The sequence below is a fragment of the Shewanella sp. A22 genome, from assembly GCF_053850585.1.
Map to the genome: position 1 here is coordinate 1 of NZ_JBSQBN010000083.1, position 20,191 is coordinate 20,191.

At 41.5% G+C, this 20,191-nt stretch carries 17 protein-coding genes; 2 read left to right on the forward strand and 15 right to left on the reverse strand.

Going from position 1 to position 20,191, the window contains the following annotated elements:
- Window positions 1-139 precede the first annotated feature (139 nt).
- The 15 genes from ACWXWT_RS14300 to ACWXWT_RS14370 form a co-directional block, all read right to left on the reverse strand.
- Window positions 140-616 carry a nuclear transport factor 2 family protein gene (locus tag ACWXWT_RS14300; RefSeq protein WP_456042252.1) on the reverse strand — a complete coding sequence of 159 codons (477 nt, stop codon included), beginning with the start codon at window positions 614-616 and terminating at the stop codon, window positions 140-142.
- 1 nt (window position 617) lies between these two features.
- On the reverse strand, window positions 618-1,244 hold the full coding sequence (locus ACWXWT_RS14305; RefSeq protein ID WP_456042253.1) for a trimeric intracellular cation channel family protein: 627 nt from the start codon (window positions 1,242-1,244) through the stop codon (window positions 618-620).
- The gene (locus tag ACWXWT_RS14310; RefSeq protein ID WP_456042254.1) at window positions 1,241-1,630 is read right to left on the reverse strand and encodes a DUF2721 domain-containing protein; all 390 of its coding nucleotides are present in this window, start codon (window positions 1,628-1,630) and stop codon (window positions 1,241-1,243) included. Before ACWXWT_RS14310 ends, ACWXWT_RS14305 begins: the two co-directional genes overlap by 4 nt.
- A 78-nt stretch (window positions 1,631-1,708) precedes the next feature.
- On the reverse strand, window positions 1,709-2,710 hold the full coding sequence (locus tag ACWXWT_RS14315) for a cobalamin biosynthesis protein CobD/CbiB (RefSeq protein ID WP_456042255.1): 1,002 nt from the start codon (window positions 2,708-2,710) through the stop codon (window positions 1,709-1,711).
- An 84-nt stretch (window positions 2,711-2,794) separates the two neighbouring features.
- Entirely contained in the window at window positions 2,795-3,487 is a 693-nt protein-coding gene (locus ACWXWT_RS14320; protein ID WP_456042256.1) for a 5'-methylthioadenosine/adenosylhomocysteine nucleosidase, read from the reverse strand.
- 221 nt (window positions 3,488-3,708) lie between these two features.
- Window positions 3,709-5,856 (reverse strand): EAL domain-containing protein, encoded by a 2,148-nt coding sequence (locus ACWXWT_RS14325; protein ID WP_456042257.1) that lies wholly within the window; start codon window positions 5,854-5,856, stop codon window positions 3,709-3,711.
- A 272-nt stretch (window positions 5,857-6,128) separates the two neighbouring features.
- Window positions 6,129-7,214: a methyl-accepting chemotaxis protein gene (locus tag ACWXWT_RS14330; RefSeq protein WP_456042258.1), complete on the reverse strand. Its 1,086-nt coding sequence runs from the start codon at window positions 7,212-7,214 to the stop codon at window positions 6,129-6,131.
- 213 nt (window positions 7,215-7,427) lie between these two features.
- On the reverse strand, window positions 7,428-8,240 hold the full coding sequence (locus ACWXWT_RS14335) for a sterol desaturase family protein (protein ID WP_456042259.1): 813 nt from the start codon (window positions 8,238-8,240) through the stop codon (window positions 7,428-7,430).
- Window positions 8,230-8,916: a CDP-alcohol phosphatidyltransferase family protein gene (locus ACWXWT_RS14340; protein ID WP_456042260.1), complete on the reverse strand. Its 687-nt coding sequence runs from the start codon at window positions 8,914-8,916 to the stop codon at window positions 8,230-8,232. The genes ACWXWT_RS14335 and ACWXWT_RS14340 overlap by 11 nt, the downstream gene beginning before the upstream one ends.
- 33 nt (window positions 8,917-8,949) lie before the next feature.
- Window positions 8,950-9,630, reverse strand: a complete 681-nt coding sequence (locus ACWXWT_RS14345; RefSeq protein WP_456042261.1) for an ATP-binding cassette domain-containing protein — start codon at window positions 9,628-9,630, stop codon at window positions 8,950-8,952.
- 2 nt (window positions 9,631-9,632) lie between these two features.
- Window positions 9,633-11,345, reverse strand: a complete 1,713-nt coding sequence (locus tag ACWXWT_RS14350; protein ID WP_456042262.1) for an ABC transporter permease — start codon at window positions 11,343-11,345, stop codon at window positions 9,633-9,635.
- Complete coding sequence (locus ACWXWT_RS14355) at window positions 11,342-12,565, reverse strand: ABC transporter substrate-binding protein (RefSeq protein ID WP_456042265.1); 1,224 nt, start codon at window positions 12,563-12,565, stop codon at window positions 11,342-11,344. Before ACWXWT_RS14355 ends, ACWXWT_RS14350 begins: the two co-directional genes overlap by 4 nt.
- A 115-nt stretch (window positions 12,566-12,680) precedes the next feature.
- Window positions 12,681-13,427, reverse strand: coding sequence for a DUF547 domain-containing protein (locus ACWXWT_RS14360; RefSeq protein ID WP_342859731.1), 747 nt, complete (start codon window positions 13,425-13,427; stop codon window positions 12,681-12,683).
- A gap of 292 nt (window positions 13,428-13,719) precedes the next feature.
- Window positions 13,720-15,873, reverse strand: a complete 2,154-nt coding sequence (locus ACWXWT_RS14365) for an FAD-dependent oxidoreductase (protein WP_456042263.1) — start codon at window positions 15,871-15,873, stop codon at window positions 13,720-13,722.
- An 11-nt stretch (window positions 15,874-15,884) separates the two neighbouring features.
- Window positions 15,885-18,176 carry a TonB-dependent receptor gene (locus tag ACWXWT_RS14370; protein WP_456042266.1) on the reverse strand — a complete coding sequence of 764 codons (2,292 nt, stop codon included), beginning with the start codon at window positions 18,174-18,176 and terminating at the stop codon, window positions 15,885-15,887.
- A gap of 314 nt (window positions 18,177-18,490) precedes the next feature.
- Here ACWXWT_RS14370 and ACWXWT_RS14375 point away from each other — a divergent pair, with 314 nt between their 5' ends.
- Both ACWXWT_RS14375 and ACWXWT_RS14380 read left to right on the forward strand, forming a co-directional pair.
- Complete coding sequence (locus ACWXWT_RS14375) at window positions 18,491-18,904, forward strand: hypothetical protein (protein ID WP_350433386.1); 414 nt, start codon at window positions 18,491-18,493, stop codon at window positions 18,902-18,904.
- Window positions 18,905-19,095: 191 nt separating this feature from the next.
- The gene (locus ACWXWT_RS14380) at window positions 19,096-19,758 is read left to right on the forward strand and encodes a flagellar brake protein (RefSeq protein ID WP_456042264.1); all 663 of its coding nucleotides are present in this window, start codon (window positions 19,096-19,098) and stop codon (window positions 19,756-19,758) included.
- The last annotated feature ends 433 nt before the right edge of the window (window positions 19,759-20,191 follow it).

A 20,191-nucleotide genomic window follows, 5' to 3' on the forward strand; every position in this document is an offset into this window, starting at 1 on the left:
CTCAGGTATTCCACTTCTGTGTTACATCGATTTAAAAGGGAACAACCATTTCTACATCAATGTGCCTTGAATTGAAAAACCTGAGAGACTCTGAACTGACCAGATATTTAATGGGATTGGTATAATTTATGGGGATAAGTTATTGTGATGCCAGTTGGTCGGTCATTGTTTGATAATCCATTAAATCCATTTGTTCAACCAAGCGTTCGGTCATGTTGTCGAATTTAAGTGTGGTGACGCCTGGTACCGCAAGGTCGATTATTTTTCCGGGTTTACCATATTGATCGCCAGGACCTCGTAAGCGGTAACTGCCAATTATAACGACGAGAGAGCCGGTATTAAACATATGTTCTACGTTTAAACGGTATTCTAAGACCCCTTCATGGGCACGTTGTAAAAATTCAATAATATGCCGACCACCGGTATAAGTCGTATTGGCTGTTTTGTCGTAAAAAATAGTATCGCGAGAATAAAATCTTCGTAAAACAGTATAGTTATGGTCTGTTAATGCTTCCATATATTGCATCGCGAGCTGCTGTTCGCGCGGCATATCACCAATATTGGCTTTACTTGGAAAGCTCAATATTAAACAGCATAATATTAAGATTATTCGCACATTAAATTCTCTTTGTTTTCAAATCAAAAGCTGGCAAAGATAAGTGCCAACGTATTGCACTTAAACGGATTATTAGGGTACTGAACATGGCTATGAGCAAAGAGGTCATGCTATCCATTCCGGCAAATAGGCTGAAGGTATAACCTATACCACCAACGATGGAAGCGGTTGCGTAGACCTCTGTTCGCAATACCATCGGTACTTGTCTGCATAATAAATCACGAATAATGCCGCCACCGACGCCTGTAATTAATCCCATTACTACTGCGACCATACCAGATAATCCTAACGATAAGGCTTTTTCTGCACCAATAATGGTAAATAATGCTAAACCAAATGCATCAGCAATAGGTAAGGTTGCTGTGGGAAGTTTATAGGGTTTACGCACTAAAACTAAGCAAGCTATCACTGTCGCCAAAATAACAATAATATAGTTGGGATCGCGGATCCAAAATACCGGTGTTGCACCAATTAATGCATCACGAATACTGCCGCCGCCAATAGCGGTAACAGATGCCAATACGATAACACCGAAAGGATCCATACGATGCTTACCCGCGGCTAACGCCCCAGAAAGCGCAAATACAGCTGTGCCACATAAATCAAAAAAGTAGATCCATTGGCTCATTTACTTAGCTCTTTAAGGTGAATATTAAGTGCATCGACAGAAATACGAATTTCAATAACCGATAAAATTAATGAATAAAGCAGCAGTAATAAGCTTAAGCCAAACACTATAGAGCCTGTTTGGTTAAAACCGGTGTAAATTAAAATCATACAAAACACACACATGGCAAAACTACTAACGCCGGCTTCTTGCATTTTTCGAATGATAATAATGCGTTGGCGTAAGTTTTTAATTTGATCGCCTTGTACTGGCTTGTTGTTGTTACTTAATTGACGGATCAGCGCTGCTAATGAAAAAAAGCGATTTGTATACGCTAATAATAATAACGAAATCGCTGGAAATAATAACGCTGGCGTTGTTAACGATACCTGTAAACTGTCGAACAAAATGATATTCCTAATTTAGCATGTGCAGCCATTCTATTTGAGCTAAATGATAGCCTGTTTAAAACAAGATTTATATGTTTAAAGTAATCTTAACCCTGTCCAAATTAGAGGTAACAACAAGGTTAAACAAATCCAAAAAAGATTGGCTGTGTGAGTAATCGTAATGGCTTGGCTGATGTGTCGATTATCAGGTAATGGACCCGCTTTAACTTTGGCTAAATCGACACGTATTGAGTGACTATTGTCGCTAAATTGTTGTGGGCCACCCAGCTCTATTTTCAATAACTTTGCTGCCAATGCATAACTACTGTAATGATTATTTAATTGGTTTTTATTGGTCTTGGTTGTGGCTGACACAATAGACTTTACCCCTAATAGCCCAAACTGAATGGCAAGAGAGCAATGCCATAACAAGGTTGGGATAAAGAATATGACTCGATTCAATTGGCCGATAAAGCTAGCAAAAACATGAAAGTGTGGATGGTATGGTGGCCAGCAGTGTTCTAGCTGTCTTAGCATTCGAACGACTAGTGCCATGGTTGCTCCACCTAAGGCAAAAAACAAAATGGTGGCTAAAGTGCCATAAATGGGGGTGATAAAAAGCTTTTCGATAGTTGTTTTACTTAATCCGACTTCAGATAACACTTGAGTATTTTGTCGTACCCACGGAGCCAGTAATTGCTTTGCATCTTGCTTTTTACCGGCTTTTATTGCATCGACTATTTTTTCTGCGACGGGCTTAAAGGCTGAATCACATAAACAAAAATACAAAATTAGCAGTTCAAAAAACCATGGATAAGCGGCAACACTCAGTAAAAAGCTAACAATCATTCCAATAGGCACAATTAGAATCAGTGTCGCTAATATGCCAGCGGTAAGTTGTTGGCTAATGGCCCGTTCGGGGTGGTTCACCTTGGTTGCCAATAGAGTCGCAATTTGGTTAAACCACAATAAGGGTTGCAAATCTCTAGGGATTGGGGCAAAACGAGCTAACACTAACGCACTAAACACAATACAACAGCTTTGCAATAGCCCACTATCTTGGCTAAGTAATTGAGGATTGAATAATTGATCGATCATAGATACTCAATAGTTGTCAGTTGTTGAATTAATTTAGTTTATTAGCTGAGGTATTACAAAATCCCTCAGCCAAGAGTCAATTGCTTAGAGTTTTTGTAACAATGCTGTAACCATCATGGCAGAGTGCAATCCAGCTTTAATAATGTATGAGTCAAAATCTACTGGCGAGTCATTATTGGCATTGTCTGATAAAGAACGAATGACCACAAATGGCACCTTAAACTGGTGGCAGACTTGTGCAATTGCTGCACCTTCCATTTCACATGCTGCCATCGTGGGGAAGTTTTCACGCATGACTTTAGTGCGTTCTGGGTCGCAAATAAAGCTGTCACCAGTACAGATTAACCCTTCAATAGTGTTTACTTCACCTAATGATGCCACGGCTTCTTTTGCTGCATTGACTAACATATTGTCTGGCATAAATGCTGCTGGTTGTTGAGCCATTTGGCCAATCTCGTAACCAAATGCGGTGACATCTACGTCGTGATGGCGAACTTCTGATGAAATAACAATATCGCCAATAGCTAAAGTATCAACAAAACCACCAGCAGATCCGGTATTAATCACATGAGTTGCAGCAAATTTTTCCACCAATAATGTGGTTGCAATACTGGCAGCTACTTTACCGATACCAGAACGAGTAACCACCACGTCTTTACCGGCAATGTTGCCACTAATAAATTCTATTCCAGCAATTGTAGTGTGCACGGGTTCAATAATTGCTTGAACTAAATGAACCACTTCTGGCTCCATTGCACCAATAATACCAATTTTCATGTGTAAACCTTAACTGAATGAGCAAATACGAATGGGCGCTAATATATCATGGTCGCTTTGAATTAGTGAAAACTGGCACAATTTAATTGAGTGAGACGTTAGTTTTGGTGCTTCCAAAGTGCCAGAAATTTTGGGCTAATTATGCTTTAACGTATTAGCGTACCATTGTCGATATTATAGAGGGGATGTGGGACAGTTTTTTAGTTATATCATCAATGGTATTAGGCTTCTAAGGGGATATCTTGGTGATGAAATACTAGCCCTTGCTGGGTGATATGCTGATAAAACTGCTCCGGTGTAAGTGGTTTTGAAAAGTAAAAACCTTGGAATTCTTTACAACCCATATTGGCCATTATTTTGACTTGTTCAGCTGTTTCAACACCTTCAGACACGCATTTAATATTCAGCTCTTCGCACATATTATGTATGGCTTTAACTAAGCTATTTTGACGTGTTGACGTTGTGACTTGGCTGATCAGTGAGCGGTCTAATTTTAGTTTATTTATTGGGTAGTCAGCTAAGCGTGCAATATTAGAATAACCTACACCAAAATCATCCACTGAAATCGTAAAACCCCACGCTTGTAGTGTTTTCATTAAGGTGAGTGAGTGAGCTTGATTGGCTTCCAAAGACGTCTCTGTCAGCTCGAGTTCAACCTGCTTAGGGCTGACATTAAAATCCGCTAAATGTTTGACTAATTTAGCCATAAAATCTGTTTGGCTAAAGTCGATTAGGGATATGTTGATTGCCACTGGGACGCAAGTAAGCCCTTGTTGGGTCCAATGACTCACTTGACTACACACTTTTTGAACGACTAAATCGGTTAGCCGGCTGATCATCCTGTATTCCTCTGCAATAGGAATAAATACCGCAGGTGAGACATGGCCGAGAATAGGACTATGCCAGCGTGCTAGGGCTTCAAGACCAATACATTTTCCTGCGCTTGTTACTTTTGGTTGATAATGTACTTCAAGTTCACCTTGCTGTAATGCTTCATCGAGTAACATCGATATTTCATATTTTTCTAAAAAACTTTGTGAATTGGTTTCATCGTAAAGACTAAACACCTCATTTGTATTAGCTTGTTTTAGCGCTTCAATGGCATTGGCGACGAGCTTACTGCTTGCATCCCCGTCTTCAGGACAATGGGCAATGCCAAACAGAAATGATTGTGAAGATTTTATGCCAAGTAAATTATAGTCTTCATCTAGGATACATTTGATTTTAGGTAAACGGTTAAACAAGTCTGTTTCATTTCGACTGCCAAGAATAAACGCAATTTTACCTGGGCCAATATGAGCACATAATAAAGGTCCCTCGATACAATTTCGAAGGCGTGTAAAGGCCGTTTTGGTGATGGTTTGTGAGTTATTATTACCAAATTTAATATTCAGATATTCATTATTGGCGCTTTGGGCAACCACCACATAAAAGCCTCTTCTGTATTTTGCAATAAGGCGATCGCACTGCAGTTCAAACCAATCTCGATTAGGTAACTGTGTTTGAGCATCACGATAGCGGAGACGTTTATTTTCTTGCTCCATTGCGGTCATGTTGTCTTTAATATTTTGCTCTACAGTGCAATCATGAAATTCATAAACACAAAAATTGGAGTCGGTTACCTGCTGATGTACAACACGTTGGTACGTATTGTTAAATGGCAATAGAGTATCTTGCTTGTCGGCGTTACAACTTTTTAAATGTGGAAAGACTGTTGCAAACAATAATTCTTCATTATCAAGAGTATTGGGAAAATTGAGCAAAGCTGCCGCTTGTTGATTAACGTCTGTAATGATGCCCATATTATCAACAATAATTTTTGGAACATTGGATTCGGCAAAAAAGGTACGGTATAAGTCGTTCTTGTTTTTTAGATATGCATTTGAGTCTAAGATTGCTTTGTTTAGACGCTTTGCTGCAACTATTGTTCTTGCTACCGCAAAAGGAATACAAATGTTAAAAAATAGAAAAACAACGCCTGTAATATACCAATTTGCATCTGGAAGTTGTTTATCGATAAGAGTGTATTGAGACAGGTCGATATCATGCAAAATGATATAAAACGGGGCAATATTTAACAATGCATAGCAAATAGCCACTCTTGTGCCTAACAGCATAAGCGCGATTGATGGGCAAGCAAACATCAACATCGATCCCATTTGGGCTAATGCTAATTCGGGAAGCAATAAATTTATGGTTAAGCTTGCTACTACCAGACCAACGAGAAATATGTGAGCACACGCATAGTAGAACCGTTTACTGGACAATAACAGTAAAAATAAGACAGAAGTGAAGCCAAACGTAATCGCAATGATCCAAGAGTAATTAAATTGTAACGCTTCGCTGAATGTATCAACCGTAGTTGCCATGCACAGTAACATGCCTGAGAATAACATTATCCTCAGTGTACTTATTCGCCAGTTTGGTATTGACTCATGGGCGTTGTTATCATCGTTTAGCAGGAAAAAATAATTCAGGAAATTCATACAATACTATGCGACAGTTACCGTAATAGGATTAGACCGTAATACCTTTCTAAAATCAATGTATTAAACAATATATGTCGAGGATGAATTGCAAGTTTTTGTAAATATAAATGGTCATAATATTTCAATTAATTATGTAATGGACGTACGGTAAATTACGGTGAACTTTGTTCCAGTAAATTATCGATAGCATGAACAACTCTGATGCTGGCTTCTTCCATGGTTTCAAGGTGAGTCAAAATGCCATCTTTATCACCCAGCCGCATTGCTTCTACAGCGTTTATTCCTGCACTATGTACTGTTTTATGTGGTTGCTCGATTGCTTTAAAGCTCGATAAACTCGCGAATTGTTGTCCTTCGCCTTGGTAATACCATTTCCCTAGTCTGCATTCTGTGTGGCTATTGACACTCGTATTAAGATCATTTTTGGCTAATATGCTGTATACATTACTTTTCCACACACTATGGTCTAATTTGACCGTCGTTAAAAAGGCGGTCAGTGACGCTTCACCAATAACTTGTTTCATTACCCCAGAGCTTTGCAAAACATCGGATACGACTTGGTTAATTTGTTCCGACGATACTGTAATGTCACTGGCACAAGTTTGGTTTGTAACCACCATCTGTTTAATTTGCTCAGCTTGCTCAATCACGGAGGCGACTAATTTCTCAATATTGGCGCTGGCATCATGGGCATTACTGGCCAATTGGCGTACTTCGCTTGCCACCACTGCAAAACCACGACCAGCATCACCTGCTCGGGCAGCTTCAATGGCGGCATTAAGTGCCAGTAAATTAGTCTGCTCAGATATCTGTTGGATAGATGATACTAATTGACTGATGCCATTTGCTGATTGGCTTAATTCTGTTGCCGTAGTCATACTTTTCTCGGCATGGTCATTTAAATGTTCTGATTGTTTTTTTAAGCTGCCAATCGCTACACGTGTTTGGGTGAATAATTTATCCACTTCAGACAGCATTTGTTTTTCATTATCTAACTTAATTGAATTAGCCAAAGTGGTATCACGAATATCGTTGAGCATTGTTGCACCTTGTAATTGTAAGTTGGCGCGTACAGCATCGTATTCAGTATGACGGTTAGATTGATTTAATTGTTGGTTTAACTCTGAAATGGTTTGTTGTAATTGGTCTAATTCATCAATGTGTTGCTTTTTTCTATCGATTAGCTCTTGCTCTAAAGTGGCTATCTTTGTTTTCAAACGTTGAGTGAAACCGATCATATTAGTTCTATTCGTTATCCATATATTAGGAATATATTGATAATCTTACACCTATTAATCAAGTGCTTTGCTTGTCACACATCACAAATCGGTAATAAATACTCATAACGATTAACACTGAACCGTATTCGATGTCATTTATAGGTCAAGTACAATACGTTGTACAAAATGTAGGTTTTTGTCAAATGGGGTGGGGTTCAGCAATTTAATCCGTTATTTTTTAGTGGTAAAAGGCATCCATAATAATCCACTTAACCAAGCATTTTGCTTCGTGTTGGGGTAATCGGTTAATCCAATATCAATTTCATCATCAGGTTTACTGGCGGCGCTGGTGTAAGTGCCAAATAGTCGGTCCCACCAAATAATACTAAAACCAAAATTAGTGTTACTTTCGGCCATAATCTGGCTGTGATGAATACGATGCAATGCTTGTGTTACTAACACATAGCGCGCCGCATTTTCGATAGGTTGAGGTAAACGTATGTTGGCATGGTTAAAGATTGCAAAACCATTGAGTAATATTTCGAACAATATTACCGCTTCAGCGGGTATGCCGAGTACGATAATGGCCAATGCTTTAATACCTATGCTAATGATCATTTCAAAAGGGTGAAATCGTAGTGCGGTACTGCTGTCGACATGACGATCGGCATGGTGCACTTTATGTAAGCGCCACAGTAAGGGGATACGATGAAATAACCTATGTTGCCAGTAAATCAGCATGTCCAATAGTAATACACTGATGCTGATATCAAGCCAAAGAGGCAGATCTATGGCATGTAACAATCCCCATTGCATTTGGTTGGTATACAAAGCAAAGCCGGTTAGCCCTAGTGGTAAGAGTAATCGAGCCATGACAGAGGCAATAATCAATAAACCAAAATTACCGACCCAGCGGGTCGCCATATTAGCTGTCTGGGGGTTTTTGGCTAATTGTCTTGCAGGAAATAATGTTTCAAGGCTCATCATTAGCGCCAGAATGGTTAAAAATACCCCTAATCGGATAGCGGCCATTTCATCTATCATTTTGTTGTTCCTCAAGATGGACTTTGTGTGTCGATGTTATTTCATTTTTAATGTTATTTACGGTTTGATTTTTTAAGGTGTGATAGCCGCCGTGTATACGGGTGAAGATAGTAATTGCGCCTAAAAAAGCAAAGCTATAGGCAAGTTCTGTGAAATAAGCCGGCCACAAACAAAATGCGACGAAAAAGGCGATGGTTTCGGTGCCTTCGGTTAGGCCGTTTAAAAAATAAAAGCTCTTATTGGCAAATTGTGGTCGAGGCAAATGTAGCTTTTCGGCCGGTATGGCAAAGGCCAAAAAGCTTGAGCCAGTGCCAATAAACACGGTTAACAACACTGCTGCGGCTAAGGCGTTTTCTGTAGGGTTGGCTAAGGCGAACCCGAGCGGAATGGCAGCATAAAACAGAAAATCGACACAAATATCTAAATAGCCACCCGCTTCGCTAGTGTGTTTTTGATGGCGTGCAAGGGCACCATCAAGTCCGTCTATAATCCGATTCAGTGCGATAAAAAATAGCGCGCTATACCAAAGTTGTAATGCCAATAAAGGTACTGCCAACATACCTAAACCGAAACCCACTAAAGTGAGCTGATCAGGATGGACATTCTTTTTGTCTAATAGCTGCACTACTGGTGCTAACAGTGGTTTTATTATTGGTGCGATAAATCTATCTAGCATAAGGTTATTCCAATTAATCGATTGGTTATTTGTTCAATTTATTTTATCGAGTGAGATTATCTTACCTTCGGCTGCATCGGCATCAGTTTGATCGTGAGTGACCATAATGGCGGGTAACTGATGTTGGCGTATTTGCTCAAATACTAATTGTCGAGTTTCTTGGCGTAACTGACTGTCGAGTTTGCTAAAGGGTTCGTCTAATAATATAGCTTTGGGTTGACTCAGTAGTACCCGCAACAATGCCACCCTGGCTTGCTGACCGCCTGATAAACTTTGCGGGTCACGTTGTTCTAATCCACCCAGACCGACTTGGGTTAACGCTTCACCAATTGCCGCTTGTCGCTGTGCTTTGGGGCTTGGCGGCATAGCAAAGCCGATGTTTCCTGCCACGGATAAATGCGGGAACAATAACGGGTCTTGGTACAGTAAACCAATATGGCGTAAATGACTGGCTGTTTTCGTAATATTTTGGCCGTTTAAATGCAATTGACCTTCAGCACTAAAGCCCGCTGGCAACATGCCTGTTAACCAGTTTAATAACGTTGATTTGCCGCTGCCAGATGGCCCCATAATGGTTAATATTTCACCGCCACGAATGGTCGCGCTTAATGATAATAAGTTTTGTTGCTGACGACGCAAGATCAGCCCATCAATGGTGAGTTCTGATGTTGAGGTGGTATTTGAGCCGTTGGCTGTACTCGCGAATGTTTGCATTATTATCCTTGTTGGTGGCGTTTGACTAACATTTTTGGCAATAGCCAAGCCAGTAAAAAACCTAAAGCGGGGAGGATCATTTGCATTAACGCATATACGGCACTGATCCTACGGCTTCCTCCATTGGCGAGCGAAACCGCTTCGGTGGTTATGGTGTTAATACGCCCACCACCAGTAAGCAAAGTGGGTAAGTATTGACTAAAGCTAATGGCTAAACCTAATGCGCAAGCAATGAATATCGGCCCAATTAGCATGGGCAGTTTAATCCGGAAAAATATTTTTGCTTTGGTAGCCCCAAGACTGGCCGCAACAATACTAAGGCGTGGGTCTAAACGACGATAGCTACTGGCCAGCGATAAAAACACATAAGGTAATACAAACAACACATGGGCCAGTACCACATTGATAAAAGTATGTTGGCTGTTGATTTGCTCAAGTAACCAGACCAAACCAAATAAAAACGCGATACTTGGAATAAGCAAGGGCAGATAAATTAATACACTGCCCAGCAGCGATAGCGATTTTCCGCTATGCTGCTCCGCTTCTAAGGTGAGCAAGGTTAAAGTTATCGCCACAGCGGTGGCGCAGAGGGCAATCAGTACCGTGTCGATAAGTGGTGTGTGCATTTGTTGTAATGCCGTTTGCCAGTGCAGCATTACAAATTGTTGCGGTAAGGCATCAGGGAAATGCCAAAAGCCAGCAAAAGACCACAACAGCATTCCCACTAATGCCAAACCGATGATAGTTAACATTAAGGCGGTGATGACATGGGTTATCTTTTGGATGATAGCGCCGCCGTATTCGCGCTCGCCATTGGTTAACATCGGCTTAGCAAATTGACTCACTAAGCGTTCGAGTAACCACCAACAGGCTAATACTAATAACGTCAGTTGAATTTGTAATATTGCCCCAGCTGACGCTTTAATGCGTAGGCTTAAGTCCACGTCATGAAACCACTGCATAATTGCCACAGCCAATGTCGGTGGATTGTTAGGGCCTAAAATTAAGGGAATTTCGACACTGGCGCTGGCGTAAGCCAATACTGCTAATATTGGTAAGCGCAAATGGGGATACAAGCTGGGTAACACTACTTTGAAAAAAGCCGTCATTGGGCAATAACCTAAGCTCAATGCCACTTTATGTTGTGCCCGCAATGTTTGCCCAAGGTCGGGTTGTGCTAATACGCCTAGCGCCATTAGCAATAAAAAAGGCAGTTCTTTTAAGGTCACGCCTAGAATAATACTCAGCCCCATCGCATCGTGTGGATATAGCCAATCTGGTGGAGCATCCCAACCACTTAACCAAGGCGACACTAAGCGAGACAACATGCCAGACGGGGTGATAAGAAATCCAATAGCAATAGCTGCAGCAGCATGAGGGATAACCAAAATAGGTCCTAAAAGGCGTTGAATATAACCCAGCCACGGACTGGTAAAGTAACTTGCTAGGATCAATATGGTGATTAAAAAAGCCAACAAGGTACTAACCAAGCTGGTGGTGATACTCAATAACGCCATGTGGCCAATGCCCGGCGTTTGCCATAATTGCTGAAAACCATTCAGGCTAAAATGGGTTTGATCCAGTGCTGGGATCCAACCAAACGCAGGCAGAATAACGCCAATTAACCCACCCAATACAGGGATCAGTAACAAAGCCATCATCATAAATGGACTGAAGCGCACAATTGGATTGAACAGCTTGGCTACCGTGTTCATTGCATCACTCCATAGCGTTGTAACCATAGCTTTGTAATAACCTTACTCCAACTTGGATCTGGCTCACTTAACGCTGGGCTGATTGCTTGGTTAACAATAGTGGCACTGGCATGTGACTGAGCGGGTGGCTCAAACCAAGTCTGCTGTTCGGCAGTCAGCTTTGACAGTGCCAGCACGCTGGTGTCGCCCCATATATTCGCTTGCTGTTTGTGTGCTTGCGCTTGTGGGCTGAGTAAAAAGTTAACCACTAATTTAGCGCTGTCCCGATGAGCGGCATTATAGGGAATAGCGATAAAGTGAATATTACTCAAACTGCCATCTTGCATACGATAACTACGGCTGCTGTCGGGTAATTCAAAACGTGCAACGGCCGCGGGAATTTCAGCGGCTGAAAAGGTAAACGCTAGAGCAAGTTCTCCATCGCCGATTAAGCGGCGAAGCTCCATGCCGCTAGACATAAAGTGTAGACCTTTGCGCCATAAATGCGGATGTAGTTCATCTAAATATTGCCAAAGCACTGGTAATAGCAAAGCTTGGCTTTGTGTTGTAGCGGGTTGATAAAGAAGATTTTTAATCGCTTCAGGCTGTGAGTTGTTCAGTACAATTAAGGCGTACTTTAAAAAGCTGGTAGCCAGAAAGTCAGGTGGCTTAGGGTAGGTAAATCTGCCAGGGTGTTGTTTGGCCCATACACTTAATTGTTGCAAGGTTTGCGGCGGTGATAGTGTTACTAGGCTGTTGTAGTAAAACGTCAATGAAGCTTTACCCCATGGCGCTTCCATACCTTGTGTCGGTACGCCAAAATCGCGGGTCATCGCAGGATTATTGTCTGGGTCGGTTAAACTAAAGTTGGGTAATTGATCAACCCAATTTGGAGCGAGTAGCAGATGCTTGGCCATGGCGGCAAAGTTTTCACCGTTAATCCACACTAAATCGACTTGACCTTGATGATCATTATTTGCTGATTTTTCGGCTAATACACGGCTGACCGCTTCGCTGGTGTCAGTGAGTTTTACATGGTGTAAATTGATCTGATATTGCTGCTTAACTTGCTTCGCAGCCCATTGAATATAACTATTTATTTGCGGATCGCCGCCCCAAGCATGAAAGTACACATCTTGATTGGCGCCTCGAGATTCAATCTCTGGCCATGATGACGTTGATGTTTGAGCTACCGGCTTGTCTACAACATCTACAACATCGTTTACAGAAGCATGAGCTATACCAGCCCAAAAACCAGCGGCAAGCAAAAAAGCACTAAGCCCAAAGCTTACTGCAACCTTAGATTTTATAAGATTGCAGTAAAAGGCTGTGCTAACGATATTGCACCAGCGAAAATTAGCCAGCAACATTAAGTGACCAGTCATAATCTAAAAATTCAATATCGAGTTGTTGTTTTTCTGCCGCTTGACGCTGTGCAGGAGTTAGTGTCAGAACACCTTTATTACTATTGGAATAAAGCAGTAAAAATGCTTCAATAGAATGAGTGTTACGAAATCCTTTGGCAAAATCATCGCCATACCATTTAAAGATAGAAGACAAATACAGGCTGTCTCCCTTGGCATAATTTCTACTGCTATCGGCAAGAAAACGTTCAGTTTGTTCGGTTAATTGCAGCTCGAGTTTAGCGCCTGTGTAGGCTTCTTCACGCAGTGCAGGGCAACCAATGCTGGCACAGTTTACCGCGAAGTGGATTCTGGGGTCGTTGTAACGATCACTACCACGAATTAGTTTGTGCTCAATATCATTGAGGCTGCGAGTTTTACCTAATAATGGAATAAAGCTTTTATCCCATGGAGAACTAAAAAATCCGCCTAGATCTTTGATTGAGTCGAGGTCAGGGTATTTAGTTAAGATAAGCTCAACTGTCCACGCGTTGTAAGCATTGATTAAAAATGCTAATTGCGATGCTTTGTCCCAAGCATCAAACTCTGCTTGGGTTATCAGACTTAATTGGTTGAGATAGTCGGTCAATATGGTTCGATCTTGTTGTATCGCGGCGTAATCTACCGCGCTACTGTGACCTGAATTAATCGGTTTTACATGACGGCTGAGTAAGGTATTCCACTCATCATGTAGTGCCATTTTTGTCTGGCTCTGCACAAGATGATTAGCATCAGAAAGCACCTCAAACTCATCCACAGCCGCAATAGCCGCATTACTGGTAAGCAAGCTCAACAATAGACCTAAAGTCAGCACAAACGATTGAGCACATCGCGTTAATTTCTTCATTATCTGAGACCTATTTTAAGATCCATCTTTATGATTCAAAATCTAAATGATTCAAAAGCTAAGGCCTAACTTTGTGAGCCTTAGCTAGGTGAACCAGAGTTACGTGAACCATAGTTACGTGAACCTGAGTCATTTCTCCGTCGGGCTAGCCACGACGCCAAGTGTGGTATTTTTCTAACCAGCGCAACACCGTTTCTGGTGCATGGTTACGCTTCCATTCACCCGCAGCGTACTTGTTGCCTTCGGCCCATGTTGGGTAACTGTGTATTGTGCCTAAAATCTTGTTAAGCCCTAAGCCGTGTTTCATCGCCAATACAAATTCAGCAATTAAATCACCAGCGTGTTCAGACACGACCGTTACACCTAAGATTTTATCTTTACCTTTAGGGGTAATCACTTTAATAAACCCTTCGGTAGCACTGTCGGTAATGGCGCGATCAAGCTCGGCAAAATCAAAGCGAGTCACCTCGTAATCAATACCTTGCTGTTTGGCTTCGTATTCATTAATACCCACACGAGCCACTTCTGGATCGATAAACGTAGTCCATGGAATAACGCGGTAATCGACTTTGAACTTTTTCAAGTGGCCAAACAGTCCATTGACTGCCGCGTACCAGCCTTGATGCGCAGCTACGTGAGTAAATTGATAAGGCCCAACAATGTCACCCGCCGCATAGATATTTGGGTATAAGGTTTCTAGGTATTCATTGGTGACGATAGTACGGTTGGTTTCAATACCTAACTCTTCTAAGCCGTAACCGCTTAAGCGCGCGCTTCGACCGACTGCACATAAAAGCTGGTCGTATTCTAACGCTAACTCTTGCTCTTGATGTTTAACGATAAGGTATTTTTTACCGTCACGCAGTTCGCAGCGCAGCGCTTGATGTGAGGTTAAAATATTCACGCCACTTTTTTGCAAGGCTTGGGTGGCAAACTCAGACACTTCAAGATCTTCTTTGATCATGATGCGCTCAGCCATTTCAACTTGAGTCACTTGTGAGCCTAAACGGGCAAAGCTTTGTGCCAGTTCAGAGCCAATTGGGCCGCCGCCTAGTACCACTAATTTTTGTGGTGTTGTATCGAGTTTTGCAAACTCATCCCACAAGGTATCACTGGTAACATAACCGACTTCTTCTATGCCTGGTAACGGTGGCACAAACGGGCGAGCACCTGTAGCAATGACAATGCTGCGCGCGGTTAAGCGACTGGTGTTACCGTCTGGGTGGCTAATTTCAACTGTCCATGGGTCAACTAATTTTGCATAGCCTTTGACTACGTCGACACCTAAATTAGTGTAACGCTCAACACTGTCGTGTGGAGCTATATCGGCCACCACTTGATGCACCCGCGCCATGACTTTTTTAAATGAGAATTCAGGAGTGCTGTCTTCTAAGCCGTAATGATGGGCGTTTCGTATTTGCTGAGCAATTTTAGCGCTTTTAATAATCGCTTTACTCGGCACACAGCCATAGTTTAAGCAGTCGCCGCCCATTTCGCCGGCTTCAATTAAGGTCACTTTAGCTTTTACTGCGGCAGCAATATAACTGGTTACTAGGCCACCAGCACCTGCGCCAATCACAATCATGTTGCGATCAAATTTAGCTGGCTTGGTCCATTTGCTGTATACACGACGTTTTTTGATCATATTGACTATTGCCTTAGCGATAAGCGGAAATAAACCTAATAGTGCAAACGACAGGATAAGGTTAACCGATAAAATGTTCGATAAGCTGTCAATTTGTGCCAGCTGAGTACCGGCATTAACGTAAACAAAGGTACCCAAAAACATACCGACTTGGCTTACCCAATAGAAAGTCCACGATTTAAAGGCGGTCACACCCATTAGCATGTTGATTAAAAAGAACGGAAATATTGGTACCAAACGTAAGGTAAATAAGTAAAAGCCACCTTCTTTTTCAATTCCGGCATCAATGGCCGCTAAGCGCTCTGGAAAACGTTGTTTAATTGAATCACGCAACAGATAACGCGACACTAAAAATGCCATTGTTGCGCCAATACTCGAGGCAAACGACGCAATAATTAATCCTTCGACGATGCCGAATAAGGCTCCCGAGGCGATGGTAAGAATCGCGGCACCAGGTAAAGACAATGCGGTCACGGCCACATACAATAAAAAGAACCCGCCAATAACCAACAATGGTGACTCTTCACGTAATTGACTAAAGTCATTCATTGAGCCTTTTAGGCCCTCTAAGGTCAGTAATTGATGCAAATCAAAGTGGAAAAATAATCCCACTAATGATGCAGCAATCAGTAATAACACAATTTTTTTAAACATAATTTATAGCCTTAAAATGAATGCTGTAAGGTAAGGGTAGCGTTAACAGGTAGTTCAGGTAAAACCAATGTTGATCCGAAATAACCGCCTTCAAACACCGGACGCCAGTTCTTTTGGTTAGTCACGTTATTCACATCCAGCCTTAAACTTGTTTGCTCGGTAAAATCATAGCGAGTGTTAACGTTAAGCGTGTATTGATCGCGAATATACACAGTCGCTAAATAGTCTAATGGGTAACTCTTGGTATATAGACCGGAGAAACCTGCTTTCCATTTCTCAGTAATCGACATTCCGCCATTAATTGTGAACGTTTGTTCAGGAAGGCCTTGTACACGGCGGTCAGACGCTGCAAATGAAGCGAAGTTTGGTGCGCCAATACCTGTGCCAGCAATAATGTCTGGGCGTGAGTTATCAAATGTATCGGCAACTTGTACCGTATCTTGGCTACTGGCTGAGTCATCATAACGGGCGTCTAAATAACTGTAGCCCGCGCTTAACCAAAACGGGTCAGCATCATAAAAGGCTTGGGCTTCAAAGCCTTTAGTGCGAATGCCGGTATTGCTGCCATCACGATTTCGTAGACTGCGTTTTTGGTCAAACACTGCCGCATCAACATACCAAGCACTGTCCGTGGGTGAGTACTTAATGCCCACTTCAGTCAGGGTATTTTCGGTGGCAAAGTTTTGGCTACTAATTTGGTTGTTGGCGCCTAATGTGGTGCCGCCAGCCATACTGTTTGAGGTTGATTCGTTATAACTGGCACTGGCATAGGTAGTGATATCGTCACTAAGGCGATAGCTCAAACTGACTTGGCCAGATTCAAGCATTTCACTTATTGAATCGCTGGCAGCAACTTGCCCTTGTGGAGCAATGGCATCACGCGCATCTACATTATAAAAATCGGCACGATAACCTACGCTGGTCGAGAACTTATCTGTCCATTGGCTGTTATGTTGAATGGCTAAACCCGTTTGCCAACTGGTTGAGTCAGTGGTGTCTGACAATGAAAAATCACCGCTGCCATCGGCATTGGTATCGTACTGGGCACCGGGTGACACAAACACACCTGGGCGCAGTTCAACTAATCGACCTTGTTGCTCAGCAGTAAGCGGAATACGGCGGTTTTCAATGGGACCTGTTAAGTCGATAGGTAAGTCCGCTTCGGTGGTAAATTGGCTGTAACCTAATACTTTGTTATAACGAATATCGACAGCAGTAATGGTGCTTTGAGCATCGTTCCACTGATAGGCTAATTCAACTCTGTTTTGGGCGGTATCTGCGCCATCAATAATTTCAACAAAGCTATTTTGAGCAATTTCTTCGCGCGCTAAATGCTGATAGTAAGTGATATTTTTAAAGGTCGCTTTATCGCTTAGCTCACGCACATAGGTGCTGTGAAGTAAAAAGGTTTGGGCGTTATTGATATTGTCGGGGTCGGTTAATACTTGGCTACGATCTATCTCAACCAACCCAGTTGGCGATACGATGGCATTGGCGCCAGCTATAGTGCTGCCATTAGGCTGCACACCTTGACCTGTAACGTACAAACCGTTGTCGATTAACGCTTGAGTCGGGCGGTTGATCCCCGCATTGTCGGTAAACTCAACATCATAGTATTCGACATTAATGTCCCAAGTGCTGGCATCGTCTGGCAGTAAACGAAATGCCACAAAAACGCTGTCGCTTTGAAAACCAGAGTAATCATAGTAGCTGCCGTTATCGATATGTTCTGCACTTAAGCGAATACCGCTTTCATTGGGCACGATGTCGGTGCCAACATCTATTTGTGCACGGTAATGATCCCAGCTACCGCCTGATAAGGTGAGATGAGCAAACTGGTCGTCAGTAGGCGCGACTTTAGAATGTATATTAACAAATCCACCATTACGTTGGCTGGTGCCTAATAGCACTGGCGGTGCGCCTTTTACCACATCTATTTGTTCGACTGCGTTAAACGACATGGGTACACCAAAACCATTGTTGCCAGCTTGGCGACGCACACCGTCTTGATATAGCTCGCCTAGTTGGCCACGAATCGTGGGTAGGCTTGATGCACCAAAGCCGCTAGCGGAGTAACTGTTAGGGCTGACTTTTTGAATGTCAGACAAGTCAATGATATTAAGCTGTTCAATCATTTCACTGGTGATAGGCGTCACTGAGCGGGCAATATCTTTTAATGCTATTCCGTCACCAAATGGGCCATCAACAGTGCTGTTTTTAGGTGACATGCCTTTGTCGTTAATCGTTTTACCTGATACCTGAATAACTTCGATAGAAGAGGTGTCTTCGGCTGCTGTAGCCATTGATGAAGCTATTGATGAATACAAGGCTACGCTAATAGCTAGTGCGGTAAGTGAACGGTTAGGGTAACGATAAATAGGCATAATTTTTTCTACTGTAATGAACATGGTCTAAAAGACCCAATGGTTAACGAGTTTATTACAATAATGTTATGTCGAATTTCAATTTTTTAGAACTAAATGGCATAAGTGTTTGTGCAACATTATTGGGGGTTACTCGGTCAATTGGCGGCTGATTAACTTTTTTAGCCAAAATCAGTTTAGCCTATTAAAAGCTCAACATAATGAGTTTTATTTATATTTTTTAAGGAATTATGATGCAAACAACACTTACTAGCGATGTTCAAAGCAAATTGCAATGGTCGTTATTGTCTTTACGCTTAGGTGTATTTTTAGTGATGCTAGTGTGGACATTGGATAAGTTTGTTAATCCTGGCCATAGCATGAGAATATTTGAGAAGTTTTACGGCATTGGCGGCGTGAGTGAAGTCGCAGCATACATTATGGGTGGCTTACAATTATTGCTCGTGTTTGCTTTTGTATTGGGTATAAAAAAACGCATCACTTATGGCGTGATTTTCTTAATGCACGGTGCTTCAACCTTGTCAGCGTTTAATCAATACTTTGATGCATTTAATAACTTACTGTTTTTTGCAGCATGGCCAATGTGGGCCGCGTGTTTTGCGCTGTACTTGTTAAGAGATCAAGATACTAAATTCACTGTAAAATAAATTTATAAAGTGAAGACTTAATGAATTCAATCAGGCTAGCTTTTGCTAGCCTGATTGTATTGAACCTGATATGTGATTAACTTAGTTACTTTTATTGAATCTGCTATCTTTAGGTCAGTGATTGTTTATGGAGTGGATAAATTGATACAATTAGGGGCTATTACGCTTAACAATGTGAACGATATTAACGTATGAAGACGCCAGTGAATGCTTCACTTTATGAAGATCTTCGACTGATAGATATTGGTATGGAGTTATTTGTTGAGATCCATTTTGCCAATGGTAAAACGGTGCAGTCTCGGTCGAGTATGATTGGTTATCAACTTGGCCGTTTTATTTTGATTGAGTATCCCAACAAAGGTTTTTCTGAGGCTTATCAACACATGTTAGCTGGCGCTGAGATAGTGATTAGGGCCATGACTAATAGTGGTTTCAAAGATATAATTGCCTTTAAATCATCTATTTTATCAGTTGTTAATCAACCGATACGGATGCTGTGTTTGAGTGTGCCTAAAGCCATTACAAAGAAAAAGATTAGAGAACAATTACGCGTTAATGTTGCACAAGATGTTTTTATTATGCATAACGACAACAAAGTAAGTGCCAAAATGCTCGATTTTTCTTCTACAGGATGCTTGTTAACGTTAAATGCTAATGTGGCGAATATCGAAAAAGGTGAACAACTTCATATCATTATTTCAATTAACAGCGATCTTTCTGGTATTTTGATTGGCACAGCAGTGAAAGTTCAAGCTGTTGAAGATGCATTGAATATTGGCGTCAAATTTTCAGATGAACACCCAGAGTTAAAAGAGAATATTTTTAGTCATTATTTAGTCTGCTCGACTAAATAACCTGAATTCGGAATAAAAAACGACTTTCAAACAGTCCTTTGCTTTGCTAATAGCGTTATTTTGCACACCAAAAAACTGGCAATAGCCCCGCTATTGATGCCGTTATGAGTATGTAAGACGTGCAGCTTATTAATCAAAAAAACATGACAAATTTGTGAGTGATAAATCTCTGCATTTATCATCATACTTTCATCTATTATCCCAAGTTAAGGTTAAATAATTGCGATATTTGGGCAAAAAAATACGCACCTTACGATGCGCTAAAATTCACAAACAAACTCGGTACTACGACAGTTAATTATTGTATTAATACCAATCTCATTAAATATCTGGTCAGTTCAGAGTCTCTCAGGTTTTTCAATTCAAGGCACATTGATGTAGAAATGGTGTTCCCTTTTAAATCGATGTAACACAGAAGTGGAATACCTGAGAG